Below are 18,017 nucleotides of genomic sequence, written 5' to 3' on the forward strand. Positions count from 1 at the left end.
GAAAGTTTAACGGCTGCGCTTCCTAGGGCATCAATTCCCGCTCTTGCCGAAGCGCCTCAGCGCTGGGTCGCAACTGCGAGAGTCCTCTTGCCGAGCGGCGCCGTCCCAGGAAATACAAAATTGGCGAGGCGACAAAGATGGATGAGCTTGTGCCAATCGCCACACCGAACAGCATTGGCTGGGCAAAGCTGGACACGGCGCTGCCACCGGCAATCCCCATCGGCAACAGTGCCAGAAAAGTGGTCACCGAGGTGAACACCGTTCTGGTGAGAGTGGAGGAAATACTTTCGTTAAGTAGTTCCAATATCGGCCGGTCGGGAGTCAGGCGCAGGTTTTCGCGGATACGGTCGAATACAACGACCTTATCGTTCACCGAATAGCCGATCAGTGCCAGCAGAGCGGTGACCGCTGTCAGATTGAACTCTACCCCGGCCAGAACGAAAAAGCCGATGGTCTTGGTGAGGTCCAGGGCGATGGTCAGGGTGGCGGCCAATGCAAAATGGGATTCGAAGCGAATCCACAGGTACATCAGCATCCCGCCACCGGCTAGCAAGATAGCGAGGATGGTGGCGTCGGCAAAGCCGTCGCTGACCCTGGGCCCGACCATATCCACTTTCGCAAACTCGCTGTCGGGCCGGAGCTCGCGTACGGCAGCCATGATGTCATCTACCTGGGTACTGGTCTTGTCGGGCTCGGCCGCTGCGGGAACGCGCACCAAGAATTGTTCCGGGCCGCCGGCATCCTGAATCGCCGCATCGGCGAAACCGTGCTCTTCCAGCGTAGCGCGCAGCTCGCCGGCTGAGAGACCGGGAGTGCGCAGCTCTATCAACGTACCGCCGGTAAAATCCACACCGTAGTGCAGGCCAGGATGAAACAGTGCCAGAATCGATGCCACCGAGAGCACAGCCGAAACCGCTAAACCTACAACGCGACCCCGCAGAACGTTCACCCCGCGGACGCTAACCCGGTCCAGTGCATTGATCCCACCGATTTTCAGTGACTGACGTCGCTTGCCTTTCACCTGCCACTCCATCAACAAGCGAGTGACCGAGATGGCGGTGAAGAGTGAGGTCAGCAGGCCGATGCCGATGGTGACGGCAAAGCCTCGCACCGGGCCGCTGCCAAACAGGAACAGCAGGCTCACTGCAATCAGGGTTGCCAGGTTGGCATCGAGAATGGTGCTGTAGGCTTTGTCAAACCCTTCCTTGAGTGCCATGCGCGCGGATTTGCCGCGGCGGCTCTCCTCGCGGATACGCTCATTGATCAGAATATTGGCGTCAACTGCCATACCAATGGTTAAAATGATTCCCGCGATTCCCGGCAGTGTCAGGGTAGCGCCGAAAAGGCTGAGTATGCCGAACAGCATGCCGATGTTAATGGCCAGGCCAACACAGGCGATCAAGCCCCACACGCCATACAAGACCAGCATAAAGGCGACTACCAGCGCAGCGCCGGCCAGCCCGGTGGTCAGGCCCATCGAGATGGCATCACTGCCCAGGTCGGGGCCAACCGTGCGTTCCTCGATCACCTGCAAGGGCACCGGCAGGGCACCGGCACGCAACAACAACGCCAGCTCACCCGCTTCGGCAGCGGTAAAGGCGCCGCTGATTTCGCCGCTGCCGCCACTAATCGGGCTGCGAATCACCGGGGCGGTAATCACTCTGCCATCGAGCACCACCGCCAACACCCGTCCGGCATTGTCGCGGGTGAGTTCGGCAAACTGATCGGCGCCTTCCTTGTCCAGCCGGAAGCTCACCACCGGCTCGCCAGTATCCGCTTGAAATGTCAGTCTGGCATCGCGGATATGCTTGCCTTGCAGAGCAACGGCGCGCTCCAGACGGTATCGCGAGGCGGTGCCAGCGTCGAAAATGTCGAACACCGCTGCTCGCTCAGACGACTTCGAGGCTGCCCAATGGAAGGTCATTCTGGCGGTGGTGCCCAGCAATTTGCGAATTTCTGCCGGGTCGGCGACGCCGGGCATCTGCACCAGTATCCCGCTGTGCCCCTGCCGGGTAATGCTGGGTTCCACCAGGCCACTTTCATCCAGTCGTCGCCGCACCACTTCCAGGCTGCGCGCCAATGCGTCATCGATCAACTGCTCCTGCCAGAGGGCAGTGAGCCTGAGTAACAGGCGCGGCCCCTCGTGCCGCACCGTGAAGCGTTGCGGGCCCGCGCCGTCGTCTCTGGATATATCCCGGGCGATGTCGCTGGCGTCACGCCGCTGGGCTTCCTGAACCGCAACAACGAGCTGACCCTCCTCCATTCTAGGGCGGGAGGCGGGTATGCCTGCTTCATGCAGGCGATCAGCCAGTTGGGTGGCCAGGTTTTGGTACTCGTCCTTGATCAGCGAAGCGGTATCCGCTTCCAGCAGCAGGTGGGATCCGCCCCGCAGATCGAGCCCCAGTGAAATGGTATTGCCGCTATACCAATCGGGCAGCCGACTGGCGGCTTGAGGGGGCAGTAAATTGGGCAGGGCACTGAGCAGGCCGATCAGAATCAGCAGGCCGTACACCACAGCCCGAGACGTTAAGCTGAGCATGGCAAATCCTCAAAATGAAAACGCAGTGTTAAAGCGTACCGGCGGTGACCGGGTGTTGAGGAAAGGCAAGGGGAGGTGCCCTGGGAGCGGGGCGGAGGAAATCTGCGGAGGCCAAAGACAGCGGCGTCTCACCACCCACCAATGGGTTAGCCGCACGAGCCGAGCTGAATTGCGTGCCGAGGCTATTGAGCGAGCCGTCCTGCGGCGGCGACTCCTGATCATCCTCGGAGCGGGATTTCTGCAGACACAGCGCGTCGCTTTGCTGAAGGGCTTGCACTGGCGCCGGTTCAATTGCAGAAAACGCTTTATGAGTTGGCGCGAGTTTATCGGACTGACTAGCCCAACAACCTGCCGCCAGCAAAAAGGCCAGCAGCCAGATGCCGAAACGGGAGATCGTGGCGTAAGCGGAACAACAAAGAAAGGGCGGTACTGATTGACGCATGGCGCCATCTCAAAAATGACGGCCAAGTGTGTGCTGAAGGCCGTTTGCCGTCAATGGGTATTTGTGGTGGTGATATTGCCGGGGGGCGAGGCTTGATTTACCAGAGCCTGAAATATCGTCATACCCGCGAAGACGGGTATCCAGTACCTTGTTTCTGGATTCCCGCCTTCGTGGGTATGACAATCATTGCTAACGTCGCTGGGTGTTCTGGATGCCCGCGTTCGCGAGCATGACGACATAAAAATTATTCCGGACAGTAGTGGGCCTTCGCGGGGAGGAGAGGCTTAAGGAAGTGCCCCGTGGTGCTTTCCAAATTTAAGACCTTACCCCCGCGGATTGGGGTGGGCTTGGTTTCGGTGGTCTGGAGCAAGGCGTAGCTTGACAATAACTCAACGCCCTTAGATGATCAGCTGCGCCCTGCGAGTGTTTTGGGAAAGAGCCCTCGCAACCGCGCAGCATTCTTGTGATTTCCGTTGAATACCTAAATTTGAGGACGCATCCATGGCGATGAGGTTGGTGGGTGTTTTGCTGTTGGTGTTAATAAGTAGTTGCGCGACCTTTTCGCCCCTCCCGGTATCGCCACCTCAGTTAGATCGGCTTCAAGGGTTAGCTCATCCAGGGCAGGTCCAGCTATCTCAATATCGAATTACGGGGTCATCAAGTTTGAAGCTGGCCGTAGTTAATTCTGTCAATGTCCTGCCACAAATGCAGTCGTATCAAAGCTTTTCTGGCGAGTTCGACAGAATGATCGAAGCCTACGTTAGGGAAGAGCAAACGTTAAAAGCGGATGCAAAAACTATCCTGTCTGACGAGATATTTCTGACGAGTATTGTCAATCAGCTGTCATCCAGGTTCGCTGAAACTTTTCAGGCGGAAGATTTGCGCGATGCCTTCAATAAAGGCGCAGATTATGTGGCAGTTATTGATTTGCGTTTTGAAATTGTGGATCTAACGCCTGAAATTGGAATATTTGAGATGCCGTCAGATATTGTCGAGAAGCATGTTGCAGATATTTCTGTTTTGTTCATAAACAGGCGGCTGGAGGGTGGTCCAGATATCCAGATTAAAAATGCATATGTTTCAAAGCGACCTGGAAAAGGTCCCGAGGCTAATATTCGGTTGCTTTTGAATGATATAAAAAATACTCGTCTGACAAGCCTGAAACGCTTAGACGAGGAGCTTAATAAGGTGGTTGTCAAATAGGCTTTCACTAGGAAGAAGAGCCATGAAGTCAATTTCTCAGGCGCTATTGTTTTTTTTCCTTCTTGTGGCGGGGCAGGTGTTTGCCAGTGGCGACCCTGAAGCCAGCGCCGACGACCCACCGTCGGTTTGGAATGCGTATTGTGATTCTTTTTTACCGTGCAAAATGACCCAGTCGGTTCAGTCTTCCAGTGCTCACGTCGCTGGCGAGAGCTTGGCAGGCAGAATCAAAAGCGCCTTTGCCGGGTTTGGAAAATCGCCAGCAATGACGGAATCCGAGTTTAGGGAATACCTTGCGACTATTACCCCTGCAGATCGCAAAAAATTTGTTGAGGAGTGTGTTTCGCGTCGGGGTGAGACATTCAGAGACATTTGCGAAAAAGACTATCTGCTGGACAGCGAACTAAAAGCGTTGGCGTACCAGCGAGCCCCGAAGAGCAATAAAAGTAAGCTCGAGCAATTGAAGGATGAACGATATCGACTGATAGAAATGGACAACAGGATGTATTCGGATCTGGTTCAGAACTGCAACCGTCCGGAGCTTCATTGCACCGTGTATTCTGCCAGTTCATTTGGCGAGGACTTTTCCCGGTTGCGAAATCAGTTCAACGAATTGAATTCTGACCCCGAATACAAAGCCAGTTTTGGACTCCTTGAATCGAAAACCATTGCCTGGGTATCGGTGACGCGCGATATCGATAACGCCTTGATACCCAAGGTAGCGCCCCTACAAAACCCGTGGGATAGCCTCCCCAGTCGCGCCAACTCGGCCAGCTCCAATCAGGATAATGGCAAACCGGCGGCGGAAAGTAACGGCTTCAAAGATCCATACGCTGGTGTCAGTGATGAGCTAAACCAGGAAAAAATCGACAAACATGCCTGGAATATCGGCGCTATCACCGGCGCGATTTCGGCGGCTGGGCAGGTGCTGCAAGCCGAGGTGGCGCATGATTCACCGGAGGCGGCTTCAGTAGGAAGGGAAATCCTGGGGAGCATCGGCCTGGGTGAGTATGCGCCTTCCGGCGGTGTTGTCTCAACGGAAGCGACGGCTAGAGACATGAGAGAAAGCGAAATTTGCCCGCTCTCCGAACCTTATAAGTCCCAGTGCGAAGCGAGAAATGGGCCGAGTACTTACTCTCGCAACGCGTCGTCAGCAAACAAAAGCAGCAACTATGCACCACCCGCCACTCCCCCGGCCAATCTACAAGTGCCGACGTTTACGCCAGTATTGCCAGAGCAACAAATAGCGGGGCAAGTCGATTCGGCCAACTACTCAGCGATGAATTGCAGTGAGCGGGAGCTGGCAATCAAGAGTGTGCAGATACCGGCGAATGCGTCCCCCAGTAGTGCGCTGGAAACGGTAATGTGGATATCCAACACCGCTATGCAGATGTTTGATGATGGCTGCCCTGGCATAACGGAGGCTGACCGAGATGAGCACGCAAAAGCCTATCAGTCTTCCGAGAGTGCTTGTCAGGCTATCCGGACTGACCCTTCCAGCTGCAAGCCAGCGAAGCATTTCTGATTGGAATTGAGGGAACGAATTGAGCGGGGACAGTGTACTTAATTGCTCACTTGTCGAATTTCCGATGAATTAGGCACACCGTCCACGGAGTTTCGATTTGGGCGGATGGCAGATGGGGGACCTGACCCCAATGGCACTGACTTTAGACAAATACCGTCCAGATTGTCGTTCCCGCAAAGGCGGGAACCCAGGTTTGTCGGGGTATGATCGTTGCTGGATCGCGGGGATTACGGGCTTAAGTCAGCGCCATTCAGACCTGAACCCTTCTCTGCGACCCGTCTCCCTCGAGAATTCCATCCCTGATAATACGATGTCGTTCGGGATGTAATTATTCCGCAAACTCGCCCCCGTCGGTCGCGCCAAAATTGCCCGCCGATAATTGCCGTTCCACCTGAAAATTCAATGACTTGATGGGTGATTGCGATTGCTTCCCGGGGCTATCGGGCGCTGTATGGTCGTCAACAGGTTGGTCAAGGGGTGCTGACTGTTGCCCGGCGCGCGGGTAGTATGCCGCCGTCCCGTCATCTTGACCCGGCGATGTCGCCTAAGGCCGTTACTCCGAAAGATCGAAACACTATGAAAGCTATTGCCTTTGCTCTCGGCACCACGATGCTGTTGCTGCTAACCGCCTGTGAATGGGGCGGAGGGGGCCGCGCCAGAACCCTTGAGGAAATAAAGCAGTCTGGCGAGCTGAGGGTGCTTAGCCGCAATGCGCCCACCACCTACTTTTTCGATGGCGACGGCGAGCCGACCGGACCCGAGTACGATCTGGCCAAAGCCTTTGCTGACAGTCTGGGTGTACGGTTGCGCATTATCGTTAAAGACAGCGTTGCCGATATTCTCCGCGGACTCGAGCGCCACAAGGGCGATATCGCGGCGGCGGGGTTGACTGAAACCCCGAACCGTCAGGCCCGCTTCCTGTTTAGTAATGCCATTGAAACCGTCTCGGAGCAGGTGGTGTGTCGCCGTGAGGGCAAGGTCGCCACATCTGCCGCTGGGCTGGCCGAGGTGTCGCTGGCGGTCGTCACTGCCAGTAGTTATGAGGAAACCCTGGAGCAACTCCAGCAGACCAACCCAGCGCTGAGCTGGACATCCCGGGACGGCATCGGTACCGAAACCTTACTGCAGGACGTGTGGCAAGGGAGCCTGGATTGCACGGTTGCCGACTCCAACATTGTGGCCATCAATCGGCGCTTTTTACCGGAGCTGTTGGTCATGTTTGACCTGGGGCCGGCCAAGCCCCACGGCTGGGCCTTGGCGAAAGCCAGCACCGATCTGCAGCAAGCGGTTAACGACTGGATGGCTTCAGAGACGGGCGTAAAGGCGAGGCGGCGGGTACACGCACGCTACTTCAACTTTATCGATACCTTTGATTTTGTTGACACCCTGGCGCTGGTCGAACGGATTGATGAACGCCTGTCCAAGTACGATGCGCTCTTTCAGCAGGCGGCCATGCAGCACGCCTTCGACCCGGTGCTGGTCGCGGCGCAGTCCTATCAGGAATCCCACTGGGACCCAAAAGCCAAAAGCCCGACGGGTACCCGGGGGATAATGATGCTGACCAAAAGAACCGCAACATACCTGGGTGTGGCTGATCGCCTCGATCCCGAGCAGGCGATCCCGGCCGGAGTGGCCTACCTGGCTGAAATGCGCGATAGCTTCAGCGCCGACATTCCCGAGCCAGATCGCACCTACTTGGCCCTGGCCGCCTACAATGTGGGTCGTGCTCATATGCACGATGCCCAGGCCTTGGCGAGAAAGCTCAATAAAGACCCCCATAGTTGGGCAGACATGCGCGAGGTGCTGCCGCTGCTCGCCGACCGGCGTCACTACAAAGGTCTGAAATACGGCTATGCCCGCGGCTGGGAACCCGTGCGCTATGTACAACGCATCCGCAATTACAATGACATTATCGCCGAGCGATTAAAGAGCAGGGCGCAAACCGCCTGCTCACAGCCAGCCTGTGCCAGCACGAGTGCTGGAAAACCCAGTCCCGGGACGGGCCATCAGGCTGCTGGCAAGTTGAGAAACACGCTGCCACCGGTCAGTTAATTGAAGCACACCGGTAGCTGTTATTCTTCCCAGTGGATGCCGATAAAGGCCAATGGCAGGAAAGAGCGGGTGATATGGAATCGTAAACTCGGTCTGCGGCAGCTGTGGTGCGATTTATCCAAAATTAAAGAATTAAGCCGGTGCCCATTCTGAGCTATTGAGTCGGAAAAGGGCTCTGCCTGCCCCCTTTTATACTTTCATGTCGCCCTTGATAATACCTAATTTGGGACCTATAGTACCCAAGTTGGGACTTTAAGGTTGAGTATGTCTTCTATCGGTGATGCGCTGTTTACCAAAACGCAGCAGAAGGTGCTGGGGCTGTTATATGGTCGGCCTGACAAAACTTTTTATCTCAATGAGCTCGTCCGTTTGGCGGGAATGGGAAAAGGGGCAGTTAACCGCGAGTTGGAGAAATTTCGGTCTGCCGGTGTGGTCACCGTGACCCGCATAGGCAACCAAGTTCATTATCAGGCTAACCCTGATTGCCCGATTTATGCGGAGCTGCTGGGTATTGTCCGTAAAACCTTTGGTATTGCCGATGAAATCAAGCGCGCGTTAGTGGCGCTGGATGCCAAGATAGACTTGGCCTTTATTTATGGTTCAATCGCAAAATCACTGGATACGGCGGCGAGCGATATTGATTTGATGATCGTTGGAACAGACTTGGTCTATAGTGACGTTGTGGAAGCTTTGCTTCCGGTAGAAGAGTTATTGAAGCGCACAATCAATCCGAGCCTTTATGAAAAAGCGGACTTTATTGCCAAATTGAAGCGGGGCAACAGCTTTCTGACTCGGGTCATGGAACAGCCAAAAATACTGATCAAGGACGGTGAGTATGGCGTTGAAAAATTTGGACAACTTAGTCAAGACCAATCAACTTAAGAAAGAGCCCGCCGACAAGGATGAATTCGAAGGCCTGGTGGCGTCGGCAAAGCGGCGTTTGCAAGACGCCAGGCTAGAGGGTTTGTCTGACGAGGGGCGGTTTTCATTGGCTTATGGCGCTGCCCATTCTGTGTCAGTCGCTGCAATGCGCTGGCATGGATATCGGTCGGATAATCGCTATTTGGTTTTCCAGTGTTTAGAGCACACCGTTGGCCTGGATAGGGTCAAATGGCGGGTTTTGGACAAATGCCACAATGCGCGCAATCTTGCCGAGTATGAAGGCCATCTGGAAATATCCACTCAGCTGTTGAGAGAGCTAATAGATATTGCCGATGAAATTGTCCGTTTGGTCGAATCGTTAGGGCCGGTTCAAAGTTAGTCGAAAAATTTTGATTCGGAAAAGGGCTCTGGCCCGAATCGAACAGACGTTAGACAAATATCGCCCAGATTGTCGTTCCCGCGAAGGCGCACTACTGTCTGGAACACTTCCATCCCTCGTCATGCCGGCCCCGAGCCGGCATCCATAGCCCCAGCTACGTTAGCAACATACTGTATACCGCGCGTTCGCGGATATGACAGGCTTAAGTAAGTACCATTCGGCACTGCCCCCTTTAATTCCCCCTGCGTTAATGGCACTCGACGAGCGTGCCATCCAGCGGTATGGTTTGCGGCAACTGTGAACTGGGTTATCGGAGATTTAGCGTGTCGGTCGGAAAAATTATTATCGTATTGTGCGCCGCACTTGTGGCGGTCTTTTTCTACAAGCGTTCCGGAGAGTCCCGGGAGGCATCTGCGGCGAATGTTGAGGCTGCGATCGCCTTTCTGGCAGAAAATCGGCAGAAGGACGGCGTGGTGACCACGCCCTCCGGACTTCAGTTTGAAATACTGCAACCCGGTACTGGAACGCGCAAGCCCGTAGCCTCCGACACGGTAAAGGTGCACTACCAAGGCAGTCTGATGAACGGCACGGTCTTCGATAGCTCGATTCAACGGGGGGAGCCCATCGAGTTTGGTTTGAATCGGGTGATCAGTGGCTGGACAGAGGGCCTGCAATTGATGACGGTGGGTGAAAAGCGCCGCCTCTTTATTCCCCCTGAGCTGGGTTATGGCAACCGGAGAGCAGGGTCGATTCCGCCGGGCTCGTTGCTGATATTTGAGGTTGAGTTATTGGCTATTAATGGTGAGGCTGGATAGTCGTTTGCGATTAAGGAGTGTGTCTTTGCTAACCGTGGATGGAATTCTTGGGACAGTTTTTTGATTTTTCACCGGATGCATTTAGTACAGTCCACGGAGTTTTAGTTTGGACGGGTGTAAAATTTAAGACCTGACCCTCGTCGCCTTTTAGCTTATGCTTAAGTAAGTGCCATTCAGACCTGACCCGAATGGCATGAGGCCTGACCCCCGTCGCCTTGCGAATTAAGTAAACTGCTCCCGAATTCCGCAATATCTTTTAGTTTAACAACATGGTTTGTTGTCCAAATGCTGAATTAGCATATCGCTAATTTTTTGCCATTCTTGAGAATTCTTTTCTTTCATTCGCCTGAAAGCCGCCTTTTTAAACTCTCTCCTGTCGATGTTTACGTTATATTTTTTGCAGATTTCATTAATAAGTTCTTTTCCGCTGCATTCGTCTTGCCATGACAAAATCCAGTCTTCGGTCAGTTCGCGCTTTATTTTGGAGGCATTGGTAATAAAATTTTCTTTCCAGTTTTCAGTTAATGATTTTTGAGTTTCAAGTACTAAAGTTTGGAGTTTTTCAAACATTCTTGATGATGTTTCTGCAATGTTTTCGCGAAAGTCATCCTTTTTTAGTGCCGGAGTGTCTGGTCGCATTTTCGAATATGCGGCGGTTATTGCAAGTCGGTCGATCTGCGAATTTGCTAACGCTTTTATATCCGTTTGGAAGGTTCCTCTATCTGGTAAAGCTGCGTTCGATTCACTTTTTATTGTGTCGTAGAGTATCTGAGGGCTGAGTAGGTAATTTTCTAAGCAGTATCTATCCCATTGTATGACCTTGACTAGTTTTGTGCTTTGTAGCGATGTCGGCTTTCTATCTCGATCAAAAATGAAACAATGGAGGCGGTCTAGTTTACCTTCAGTCTCGGACTTCTGAAGATTCCTTACCTCTATCTCTACGGTATTTCTGCCTCCTAGTGAATTTATTTGACACCGATCTCCCAGAATCCCTCTGAAGCAGTCCTCTAGAATTTCCTTGTCGTCATCGCCTTCAACGAAAATCCTGGATTCATAGAAAAAAGACTCTGCGGGACTAACTCCTAGTCGTCCCAAGGCGCTGTACATTTCATCAAAATCGCCCTTATATATTGGTGTAACGTTAGTCGCTGACTTTAAATGGTGTATATCGCAGTCATCTCTTTCATAGGCATTGTTTAAGATGTCTGCAGAGTGAGTGCATATGATTGATTGTAAGTTGTTGGCTTTGACACATTCGTCTATCAGGAAGTCGAGTAGTCGGCGGCAGACGCTGGGGTTTAGGTGCAGTTCTGGCTCATCTATCAGCAGTATTCCGCCGGGCGATAGTGTGCGTCGTATCATTAGGAATGTTAATATAAGTCCCTTTTCCCCGCTGCTAAGGCTGTCTATATCTATTGGCTTGTCGCTTCCAGCTTCTAATATTTTTACTCGAAAGTTTCCAGACTTTCCGATTTCTACGCCACCAAATTTTTTCCCTGGGAGTACTCTCTCAAAAATTAATTCGAAATCATTTTCTATTTTTTGACGAAACAGTGTCGAGGTCGCGATGTTGTTTTTGAGCCGCTGATATTTTATCTGTGGTTCTGCTATGTGTGACTTGATTTGGTTGTCTGCATCGCCAGATCCTATTTGTATAGCTGCCTCTCCCGAAGGTAGTGCTCTGTCTGCTGAAAAGTATGTGAACTTTGCTTGGCTGGTTGGCAATGATCTTTCCAGAAATCCACAGGTCACCTGCGCTATTGCGTCTGAGCCTCGTAATTGGCCGGACTGAAGTATTTCTAGGTAAAGTTTGAGAGGTTGATCTTCGCTCAAACTCGCTACATACGAGCGTACCCTTGATTGAGCTTCGTCTAAGTTGGCGCGGCCCTCATCAGACGATAGGTACTGTGCTAGGGAGGACTGGTCATTGAGCCCTTGTGACCCTAGCTTACCTCTCAAATATTCAATTGCCAGCTGGGGTAGATTTCCATTGATAAGTGCAATTTCTGCATTGCTAAGCAAAATGTCGAGGTTAATTGAAACATTTGATTTGATGTTGCCTGCAACTGCTGAAAAGTCGAAGTAATTACTTCGATACATCATTTGATTTGGATTTTGAGATGCTCCCAACGAGTGGAGGACTGATTGGCCTTCGCTTGGAAAGCGTGGCATTAAAATTGATCTATTTAGTCTGATTGCTTCCAAGACGGTTGATTTGCCTACTGCATTTGGCCCTGCAATAAGTGCAGTGCACTCTTGGAAGTTAAGCTCGATATTCCGAAGCCCCCGAAAGTTAATAATTTCGCAACGAATAATCTTCATTAAAGTACATTGATGACGGTATATGTGAGATAGGCTAAAGCCAAGCTTCTGCTTGGCTTTATAGACGTTGGATTCATTTCTACCAACTCAACGCCCCACCCGTCTGATACTCAATCACCCGAGTCTCAAAGAAATTCTTCTCCTTACGCAAATCCATAATCTCGCTCATCCACGGGAAGGGGTTTTGCGCGCCGGGGAATTGTTCTTTCAGGCCGAGCTGGTTCAGGCGGCGGTTGGCGATGAAGTGCAGGTATTCCTCCATCATGGCGGCGTTCATGCCGAGTACGCCTCTTGGCATAGAGTCTTTGGCGTATTCGATTTCCAGTTGGGTGCCTTCCACAATCATCTGGCTGACTTCTTCCTGGAACTGGGCGCTCCACAGGTGGGGGTTTTCCAGTTTGATCTGGTTGATCATGTCGATGCCAAAGTTCAGGTGCATGGACTCGTCCCGCAGAATGTACTGGAACTGCTCGGCAACACCGGTCATTTTGTTGCGGCGGCCCATGCTTAGGATCTGGGTGAAGCCGCAGTAGAAGAAGATGCCTTCGGTGACGCCGTAGAAACCGATCAGGTTACGCAGCAGTTCTTGATCTGCCTCGGGGGTGCCGGTTTTGAAGTTGGGGTCGCCCAGGGCTTGGGTGTGCTTGAGGCTCCAGGCCGCTTTTTTGGCGATGGAGGGCAGCTCCCGGTACATGTTGAACACTTCGGCCTCGTCCATGCCCAGTGACTCTACGCAGTATTGGTAGGCGTGGGTGTGGATGGCTTCTTCAAAGGCCTGGCGCAGCAGGTACTGGCGGCATTCGGGGTTGGTGATGTGGCGGTACACGGCCAGCACCAGGTTGTTGGCCACCAGGGAGTCGGCGGTGGAGAAGTAGCCCAGTGAGCGCATGACGATGCGGCGTTCGTCCTCGGTCAGCGCGTCCTGGCTTTTCCAGCAGGCGATATCGGCGGTCATGTTTACTTCCTGGGGCATCCAGTGGTTGGCACAGCCGTCCAGGTATTTCTGCCAGGCCCAGTCGTATTTGAAGGGCACCAGTTGGTTGAGGTCCAGGTGGCAGTTGATGATGCGCTTGTCTTCTACCCGCAGGCGGGCGGCGCCCATTTCCAGTTCTTCCAGGCCGGCGGCCACGTCCAGGTTTTCCAGTGACGCGTTGGCCTTGTCGACTACTGAGCCGCTGGCTTGGGGCTGGGCCGGCGGGTTTTGGCTTGCTACGGCCGGTTTGGGCGCGGCGGGGGCAGCGGCCTGCGGTGCAGGTGCTTCGGGGGCTGCTTCGGCTGTGGGTGCTTGTTTTGCGGGTGCACTTGCTTTTGAAGGTGCACTTGTCTTTGAAGGTGCAATGGGTTCTTCGTTATCAAAATCGTCCCAGCTCAGCATTTTTGACTCACCTCAATTTTCACTTTGCTGTCAGTGCCGGGCTGGGTTTGCCCGGTCTCTGACTTGGTACACAGATAAGTGCGGGAGCGCCGACGAATCGACAGGTCCCGCCGCTTCTTACACTTACTGGCAGGCTTCACAATCTGGATCATCCAGTGAGCAGGCCTTGGGCACCTCGGCGGGGCCCGCTTCCATGGCAGGGGCGGCCTGGGCCGATACCTTGTTCATGGAGCCTTGGTTAACGGTGGATTTCTCGGTGGAGCTGGCGGCCAGCGCACGGAGGTAGTAGGTGGTTTTCAAGCCACGGAACCAGGCCATGCGGTAGGTGATGTCCAGCTTTTTGCCCGAGGCGCCAGCAATGTAAAGGTTCAGGGACTGGGCCTGATCAATCCATTTTTGGCGGCGGCTGGCGGCGTCTACCAGCCAGCGGGGTTCCACCTCAAAGGCGGTGGCGTAGAGGGCTTTGAGATCGTCGGGAATGCGGTCGATCTTCTGCACGCTGCCTTCGTAGTATTTCAGGTCGTTAACCATCACTGCGTCCCACAGGCCCCGGGCTTTCAGGTCTTTAACCAGGTAGGGGTTAACGACTGTGAACTCGCCAGACAGGTTCGATTTCACGTACAGGTTCTGGTACGTGGGCTCGATGGACTGCGACACACCGGTGATGTTAGCAATGGTGGCGGTGGGGGCAATGGCCATTACGTTGGAGTTGCGCATGCCCTGGGTTTTGACGGTTTCGCGCAGGCTGTCCCAGTCCAGGGTCTGGCTTTCGTCTACTTCAATGTATTCAGCGCCGCGCTCTTCCTTCAGCATTTTGATGGAGTCCAGCGGTAGTACGCCTTTGCTCCACAGTGAGCCCTGGAAGCTTGCGTAGCTGCCGCGCTCAACTGCCAGGTCGCTGGAAGCTTTGATGGCGTAGTAGCTGATGGCTTCCATAGAGGTGTCGGCAAACTGCACTGCCGCATCCGATGAGTAGGCAATATGCTGCTTGTACAGCGCGTCCTGGAAGCCCATCAGGCCGAGGCCCACGGGGCGGTGCTTGAAGTTGGAGTTTTGGGCCTGGGGCACGCTGTAGTAGTTGATGTCGATAACGTTATCGAGCATCCGCACGGCGGTTTTTACTGTGCCCTCGAGCTTGGCCATGTCCAGCTTGGGCTCTCCATCCTGGGTATGAACAATGTGCTGGGCCAGGTTGACTGAGCCCAGGTTACAGACGGCGATCTCGTCCTTATTGGTGTTCAAGGTGATCTCGGTGCACAGGTTGGAGCTGTGCACTACGCCAACATGCTGCTGGGGGCTGCGCAGGTTGCAGGGATCTTTAAAGGTGATCCAGGGGTGGCCGGTTTCAAACAGCATGGACAGAATCTTGCGCCACAGGTCGGCCGCTTTAACGCGCTTGAACAGCTTCAGCTCGCCGCTGCGGGTCATGGCTTCATAGTGGTTGTAACGCTCTTCAAAGGCGCGGCCTACCAGGTCGTGGAGGTCGGGCACATTGTTGGGCGAGAACAGGGTCCACTCGCCGTCCTGGAAGACCCGCTTCATAAACAGGTCGGGAATCCAGTTGGCGGTGTTCATGTCGTGGGTACGACGGCGGTCGTCACCGGTGTTCTTGCGCAGCTCGAGGAATTCCTCGATGTCCATGTGCCAGGTTTCCAGGTAGGCACAGACTGCGCCCTTGCGCTTGCCGCCCTGGTTAACGGCAACAGCGGTGTCGTTAACCACTTTCAGGAAGGGCACCACGCCTTGCGACTTGCCGTTAGTGCCTTTGATGTAGGCACCCAGACCGCGAACCGGGGTCCAGTCGTTGCCCAGGCCGCCGGCAAACTTGCTCAGCATGGCGTTGTCTTGAATGGCGCCGTAAATGCCATGTAGGTCGTCGGGCACGGTGGTCAGGTAGCAGCTGGACAGCTGCGGGCGCAGGGTGCCGGCGTTGAACAGGGTGGGGGTTGAGCTCATGTAGTCAAAGGAGCTGAGCAGGTCGTAGAACTCAATGGCGCGCTCGGTTTTGTTTTCTTCCCGGGTGGCCAGGCCCATGGCGACCCGCATAAAGAAAATCTGGGGCAGCTCAATGCGCACTTCATTGCTGTGAATAAAGTAGCGGTCGTACAGGGTCTGCAGGCCGAGGTAGTGGAACTGGTGGTCGCGCTCGGGCTTGATGGCCGCGCCCAGCTCAGCCAGGTTGAAGTCGCGCAGCTCGGGGGAGAGCAGCTCCAGCTCGATGCCTTTCTCCAGGTACACCGGCAGGGCTTTGGGGTAGTACACGGTCATGTCGTGCTGGGTGGCGCTGTCGGCCACACCCAAAAAACTCAGCGCTTCGGCGCGGAGTTTGTCCAGCAGCAGGCGGGCGGTGACCAGGCTGTAGTTGTGTTCTTTCTCTACCATGGCCCGGGCGGTGATCACCAGGGAGGTGTTCACTTCTTTTTCGGGTACGCCGTTGTAGAGGTTTTTCAGGGCTTCGTTCAATACCGCCTCGGCTGACACATCGGTCAGGCCTTCGCAGGCTTCGGCAACAATGAATTCCAACCGGCCCAAGTCTAGCGGCGTCTCGCTGCCGTCGGCCAGTTTGACGTTGATGCTGGGGTGGGTTTTGTCGGCCTGGGGCTGCTGGCGGGCGCGTTCTTCAGCCCGGGCAGCGCGATACAGTACGTAGGCCCGGGCAATTTTGTGCTCGCCGCTGCGCATCAGCGCCAGCTCAACCTGATCCTGAATCTCTTCAATGTGAATGGTGCCGCCGGAGGGCATGCGCCGCTTGAAGGTGGCGCTGACCATGTCGGTCAGTTTGGCCACGGTTTCGTGAATCCGGGTTGATGCGGCGGCGTTACCACCTTCTACGGCCAAAAAGGCCTTGGTGATGGCCACACTGATTTTGTCATCGGTGTAGGACACCACTGAGCCGTTGCGTTTGATGACGCGCAATTGGCCCGGGGCGGTGGCGCTTAGCTGCTCTTCTTTGTTGGGTTGCGGCGGTGTGCTGGCGGTGCTGCTGGCGGTATCTTGGTAGGTTTGCATGATGTCTCCGGCTCTTGCTTATTGTGATAAGCACATGTGGACGGTTGTTATGGTGCCGCTGATCCATTGCGGATCGCGGGCAAAATTACAGCGGCCCGTGAGGGCGTCTATTCAACAACTGGCTTCTGAATAACTGAGTATCGAGGCTGGCGCGACTAGTGTTGCCTCATGTTTGGCATCCCTATATATGGGGTATGCCAAATACAGGCCTACAAGATAGTGCGGTTTTTTCTTGGGTGCAAGCACTAGATGTTGTGAAGAGCTTGTGCATAACTTGTTGGTAAATCTGGGGGTAACTTGTGGGTGTTCGGGAGCCCGCACGGGGCGGGCTTTTCCGGCCAGCCGCCTGCCGAAAGGGGCGGTGCTGGCCGCTAGATTGATTTCGAATAATGTGACAGTTTTATAAAACCGGTTCGCTCGCGCTGCTAAGCACATCCGTTTTTTGTGGGAAGGCGATCAGGTGTTCCAGGCGGGTGGCAATGCGCACATGGCCGCCAATCTCGTAATCGTTGTGGCTGGGCAGCAGGGCTTCCACCTGGCTGCCGGTGGGTAGGCGCAGGGTGTAGAGGGTTGCGCTGCCAGAAAAAATTTTGCGCTCAATAATGACTTCGATGCCGGTGTCCGGCGCCAGCACAATGTCGTCGGGGCGCAGCAGTACCTCAACCGGCGAGCCCGGTGGCCAGGGGTAGGCGCGGTTGCCCACCAGTAACCCCAGCTCGGTTTCTACCTGATTGCCTTCAAGGCCCACCCTGCCGGGCAGAAAGCTGCCCTCGCCAATAAAGCGGGCCACGGTGGGGTTGACCGGCTCGTGGTAGAGGTTGAAGGGCGTGTCCCACTGCTGCAGGGCGCCGCCGTGCAGCAGCCCCACATGATCACTGAAGGCAAAGGCCTCGAGTTGGTCGTGGGTGACCAGAATGGCACTGATCCCCAGTTCCTTGAGAATGTCTCTGACTTCCAGGCTGAGGCGTTTGCGCAGATCGGCGTCCAGATTGGAAAAGGGTTCATCCATCAGCAGCAGCTCAGGGCTGGGGGCCAGGGCCCGGGCCAGGGCTACACGTTGCTGCTGGCCGCCGGACAATTCATGGGGAAAACGCTGCTCCACGCCGTTCAGACGCACCAGCTCCAGCAGCTTGCCGACGGTGGCTTTCTGCTCGGCAGGGCTGCGCTTGCCCAGTCCAAAGCGGATGTTGTCGTACACGTTCAAATGGGGAAACAGGGCGTAGTCCTGAAACACCATGCCGATATGGCGCAGGTCGGGGCTGAGGCTGTAGCCGGGGCTGCTGAGGGTTTTGCCGCTCAGGGCAATCTGGCCCTGACTGATCGCCTGAAACCCGGCAATGGCTCGCAGGATAGTGGTTTTACCGCAACCGCTGGGGCCGAGCAGGCAGCAGATGTCGCCGGGGTTGATATGAAAGCTGACGTTGTCGACAACGGTCTGGGTGTCGAACTGGCATTGGATGGCGGAGACTTCAAGCAT

Annotated in this window: 12 protein-coding genes; 6 read left to right on the forward strand and 6 right to left on the reverse strand. The window is 54.7% G+C overall.

Features of this window, described 5'->3' with window-relative positions; genetic code table 11:
• Nucleotides 1–22: 22 nt before the first annotated feature.
• Both secD and NCG89_RS12525 read right to left on the reverse strand, forming a co-directional pair.
• A complete protein-coding gene (secD, locus tag NCG89_RS12520; protein ID WP_251086883.1) occupies nt 23–2,539 on the reverse strand; it encodes a protein translocase subunit SecD in 2,517 nt (838 codons plus the stop codon).
• Between the two features lie 28 nt (nt 2,540–2,567).
• Complete coding sequence (locus NCG89_RS12525; RefSeq protein ID WP_251086884.1) at nt 2,568–2,981, reverse strand: hypothetical protein; 414 nt, start codon at nt 2,979–2,981, stop codon at nt 2,568–2,570.
• 501 nt (nt 2,982–3,482) lie between these two features.
• Between NCG89_RS12525 and NCG89_RS12530 the strand changes: the two genes are divergently transcribed.
• From NCG89_RS12530 to bamJ, 6 genes are all read left to right on the forward strand, one after another.
• Entirely contained in the window at nt 3,483–4,184 is a 702-nt protein-coding gene (locus NCG89_RS12530) for a hypothetical protein (protein ID WP_251086885.1), read from the forward strand.
• Between the two features lie 262 nt (nt 4,185–4,446).
• A complete protein-coding gene (locus NCG89_RS12535; protein ID WP_251086886.1) occupies nt 4,447–5,706 on the forward strand; it encodes a hypothetical protein in 1,260 nt (419 codons plus the stop codon).
• 576 nt (nt 5,707–6,282) lie between these two features.
• Nucleotides 6,283–7,758, forward strand: coding sequence for a membrane-bound lytic murein transglycosylase MltF (mltF, locus tag NCG89_RS12540; RefSeq protein ID WP_251086887.1), 1,476 nt, complete (start codon nt 6,283–6,285; stop codon nt 7,756–7,758).
• Between the two features lie 264 nt (nt 7,759–8,022).
• Nucleotides 8,023–8,640: a nucleotidyltransferase domain-containing protein gene (locus NCG89_RS12545; RefSeq protein WP_251086888.1), complete on the forward strand. Its 618-nt coding sequence runs from the start codon at nt 8,023–8,025 to the stop codon at nt 8,638–8,640.
• On the forward strand, nt 8,594–9,019 hold the full coding sequence (locus NCG89_RS12550; RefSeq protein WP_251086889.1) for a hypothetical protein: 426 nt from the start codon (nt 8,594–8,596) through the stop codon (nt 9,017–9,019). The genes NCG89_RS12545 and NCG89_RS12550 overlap by 47 nt, the downstream gene beginning before the upstream one ends.
• A gap of 323 nt (nt 9,020–9,342) precedes the next feature.
• Nucleotides 9,343–9,834: a BamJ family beta-barrel-assembly machinery protein gene (gene bamJ / locus NCG89_RS12555; RefSeq protein ID WP_251086890.1), complete on the forward strand. Its 492-nt coding sequence runs from the start codon at nt 9,343–9,345 to the stop codon at nt 9,832–9,834.
• A gap of 261 nt (nt 9,835–10,095) precedes the next feature.
• Here bamJ and NCG89_RS12560 read toward each other — a convergent pair whose 3' ends face one another.
• The 4 genes from NCG89_RS12560 to NCG89_RS12575 form a co-directional block, all read right to left on the reverse strand.
• Nucleotides 10,096–12,156, reverse strand: coding sequence for an AAA family ATPase (locus tag NCG89_RS12560; protein ID WP_251086891.1), 2,061 nt, complete (start codon nt 12,154–12,156; stop codon nt 10,096–10,098).
• A gap of 79 nt (nt 12,157–12,235) precedes the next feature.
• Nucleotides 12,236–13,531 (reverse strand): ribonucleotide-diphosphate reductase subunit beta, encoded by a 1,296-nt coding sequence (locus NCG89_RS12565; protein ID WP_251086892.1) that lies wholly within the window; start codon nt 13,529–13,531, stop codon nt 12,236–12,238.
• Between the two features lie 123 nt (nt 13,532–13,654).
• Nucleotides 13,655–16,540 (reverse strand): ribonucleoside-diphosphate reductase subunit alpha, encoded by a 2,886-nt coding sequence (locus NCG89_RS12570; RefSeq protein WP_251086893.1) that lies wholly within the window; start codon nt 16,538–16,540, stop codon nt 13,655–13,657.
• Between the two features lie 400 nt (nt 16,541–16,940).
• Nucleotides 16,941–18,017 carry an ABC transporter ATP-binding protein gene (locus NCG89_RS12575; RefSeq protein ID WP_251086894.1) on the reverse strand — a complete coding sequence of 359 codons (1,077 nt, stop codon included), beginning with the start codon at nt 18,015–18,017 and terminating at the stop codon, nt 16,941–16,943.

This window comes from Spongiibacter taiwanensis (assembly GCF_023702635.1).
Taxonomy (GTDB): domain Bacteria; phylum Pseudomonadota; class Gammaproteobacteria; order Pseudomonadales; family Spongiibacteraceae; genus Spongiibacter; species Spongiibacter taiwanensis.

What these genes read in the sequence shown, in the direction of transcription:
- secD (WP_251086883.1), bottom strand. Translation starts at nt 2,539, where the DNA reads ATGCTCAGCTTAACGTCTCGGGCTGTGGTGTACGGCCTGCTGATTCTG.
- NCG89_RS12525 (WP_251086884.1), bottom strand. Translation starts at nt 2,981, where the DNA reads ATGCGTCAATCAGTACCGCCCTTTCTTTGTTGTTCCGCTTACGCCACG.
- NCG89_RS12530 (WP_251086885.1), top strand. Translation starts at nt 3,483, where the DNA reads ATGGCGATGAGGTTGGTGGGTGTTTTGCTGTTGGTGTTAATAAGTAGT.
- NCG89_RS12535 (WP_251086886.1), top strand. Translation starts at nt 4,447, where the DNA reads ATGACGGAATCCGAGTTTAGGGAATACCTTGCGACTATTACCCCTGCA.
- mltF (WP_251086887.1), top strand. Translation starts at nt 6,283, where the DNA reads ATGAAAGCTATTGCCTTTGCTCTCGGCACCACGATGCTGTTGCTGCTA.
- NCG89_RS12545 (WP_251086888.1), top strand. Translation starts at nt 8,023, where the DNA reads ATGTCTTCTATCGGTGATGCGCTGTTTACCAAAACGCAGCAGAAGGTG.
- NCG89_RS12550 (WP_251086889.1), top strand. Translation starts at nt 8,594, where the DNA reads ATGGCGTTGAAAAATTTGGACAACTTAGTCAAGACCAATCAACTTAAG.
- NCG89_RS12560 (WP_251086891.1), bottom strand. Translation starts at nt 12,156, where the DNA reads ATGAAGATTATTCGTTGCGAAATTATTAACTTTCGGGGGCTTCGGAAT.
- NCG89_RS12565 (WP_251086892.1), bottom strand. Translation starts at nt 13,531, where the DNA reads ATGCTGAGCTGGGACGATTTTGATAACGAAGAACCCATTGCACCTTCA.
- NCG89_RS12570 (WP_251086893.1), bottom strand. Translation starts at nt 16,540, where the DNA reads ATGCAAACCTACCAAGATACCGCCAGCAGCACCGCCAGCACACCGCCG.
- NCG89_RS12575 (WP_251086894.1), bottom strand. Translation starts at nt 18,017, where the DNA reads ATGCTTGAAGTCTCCGCCATCCAATGCCAGTTCGACACCCAGACCGTT.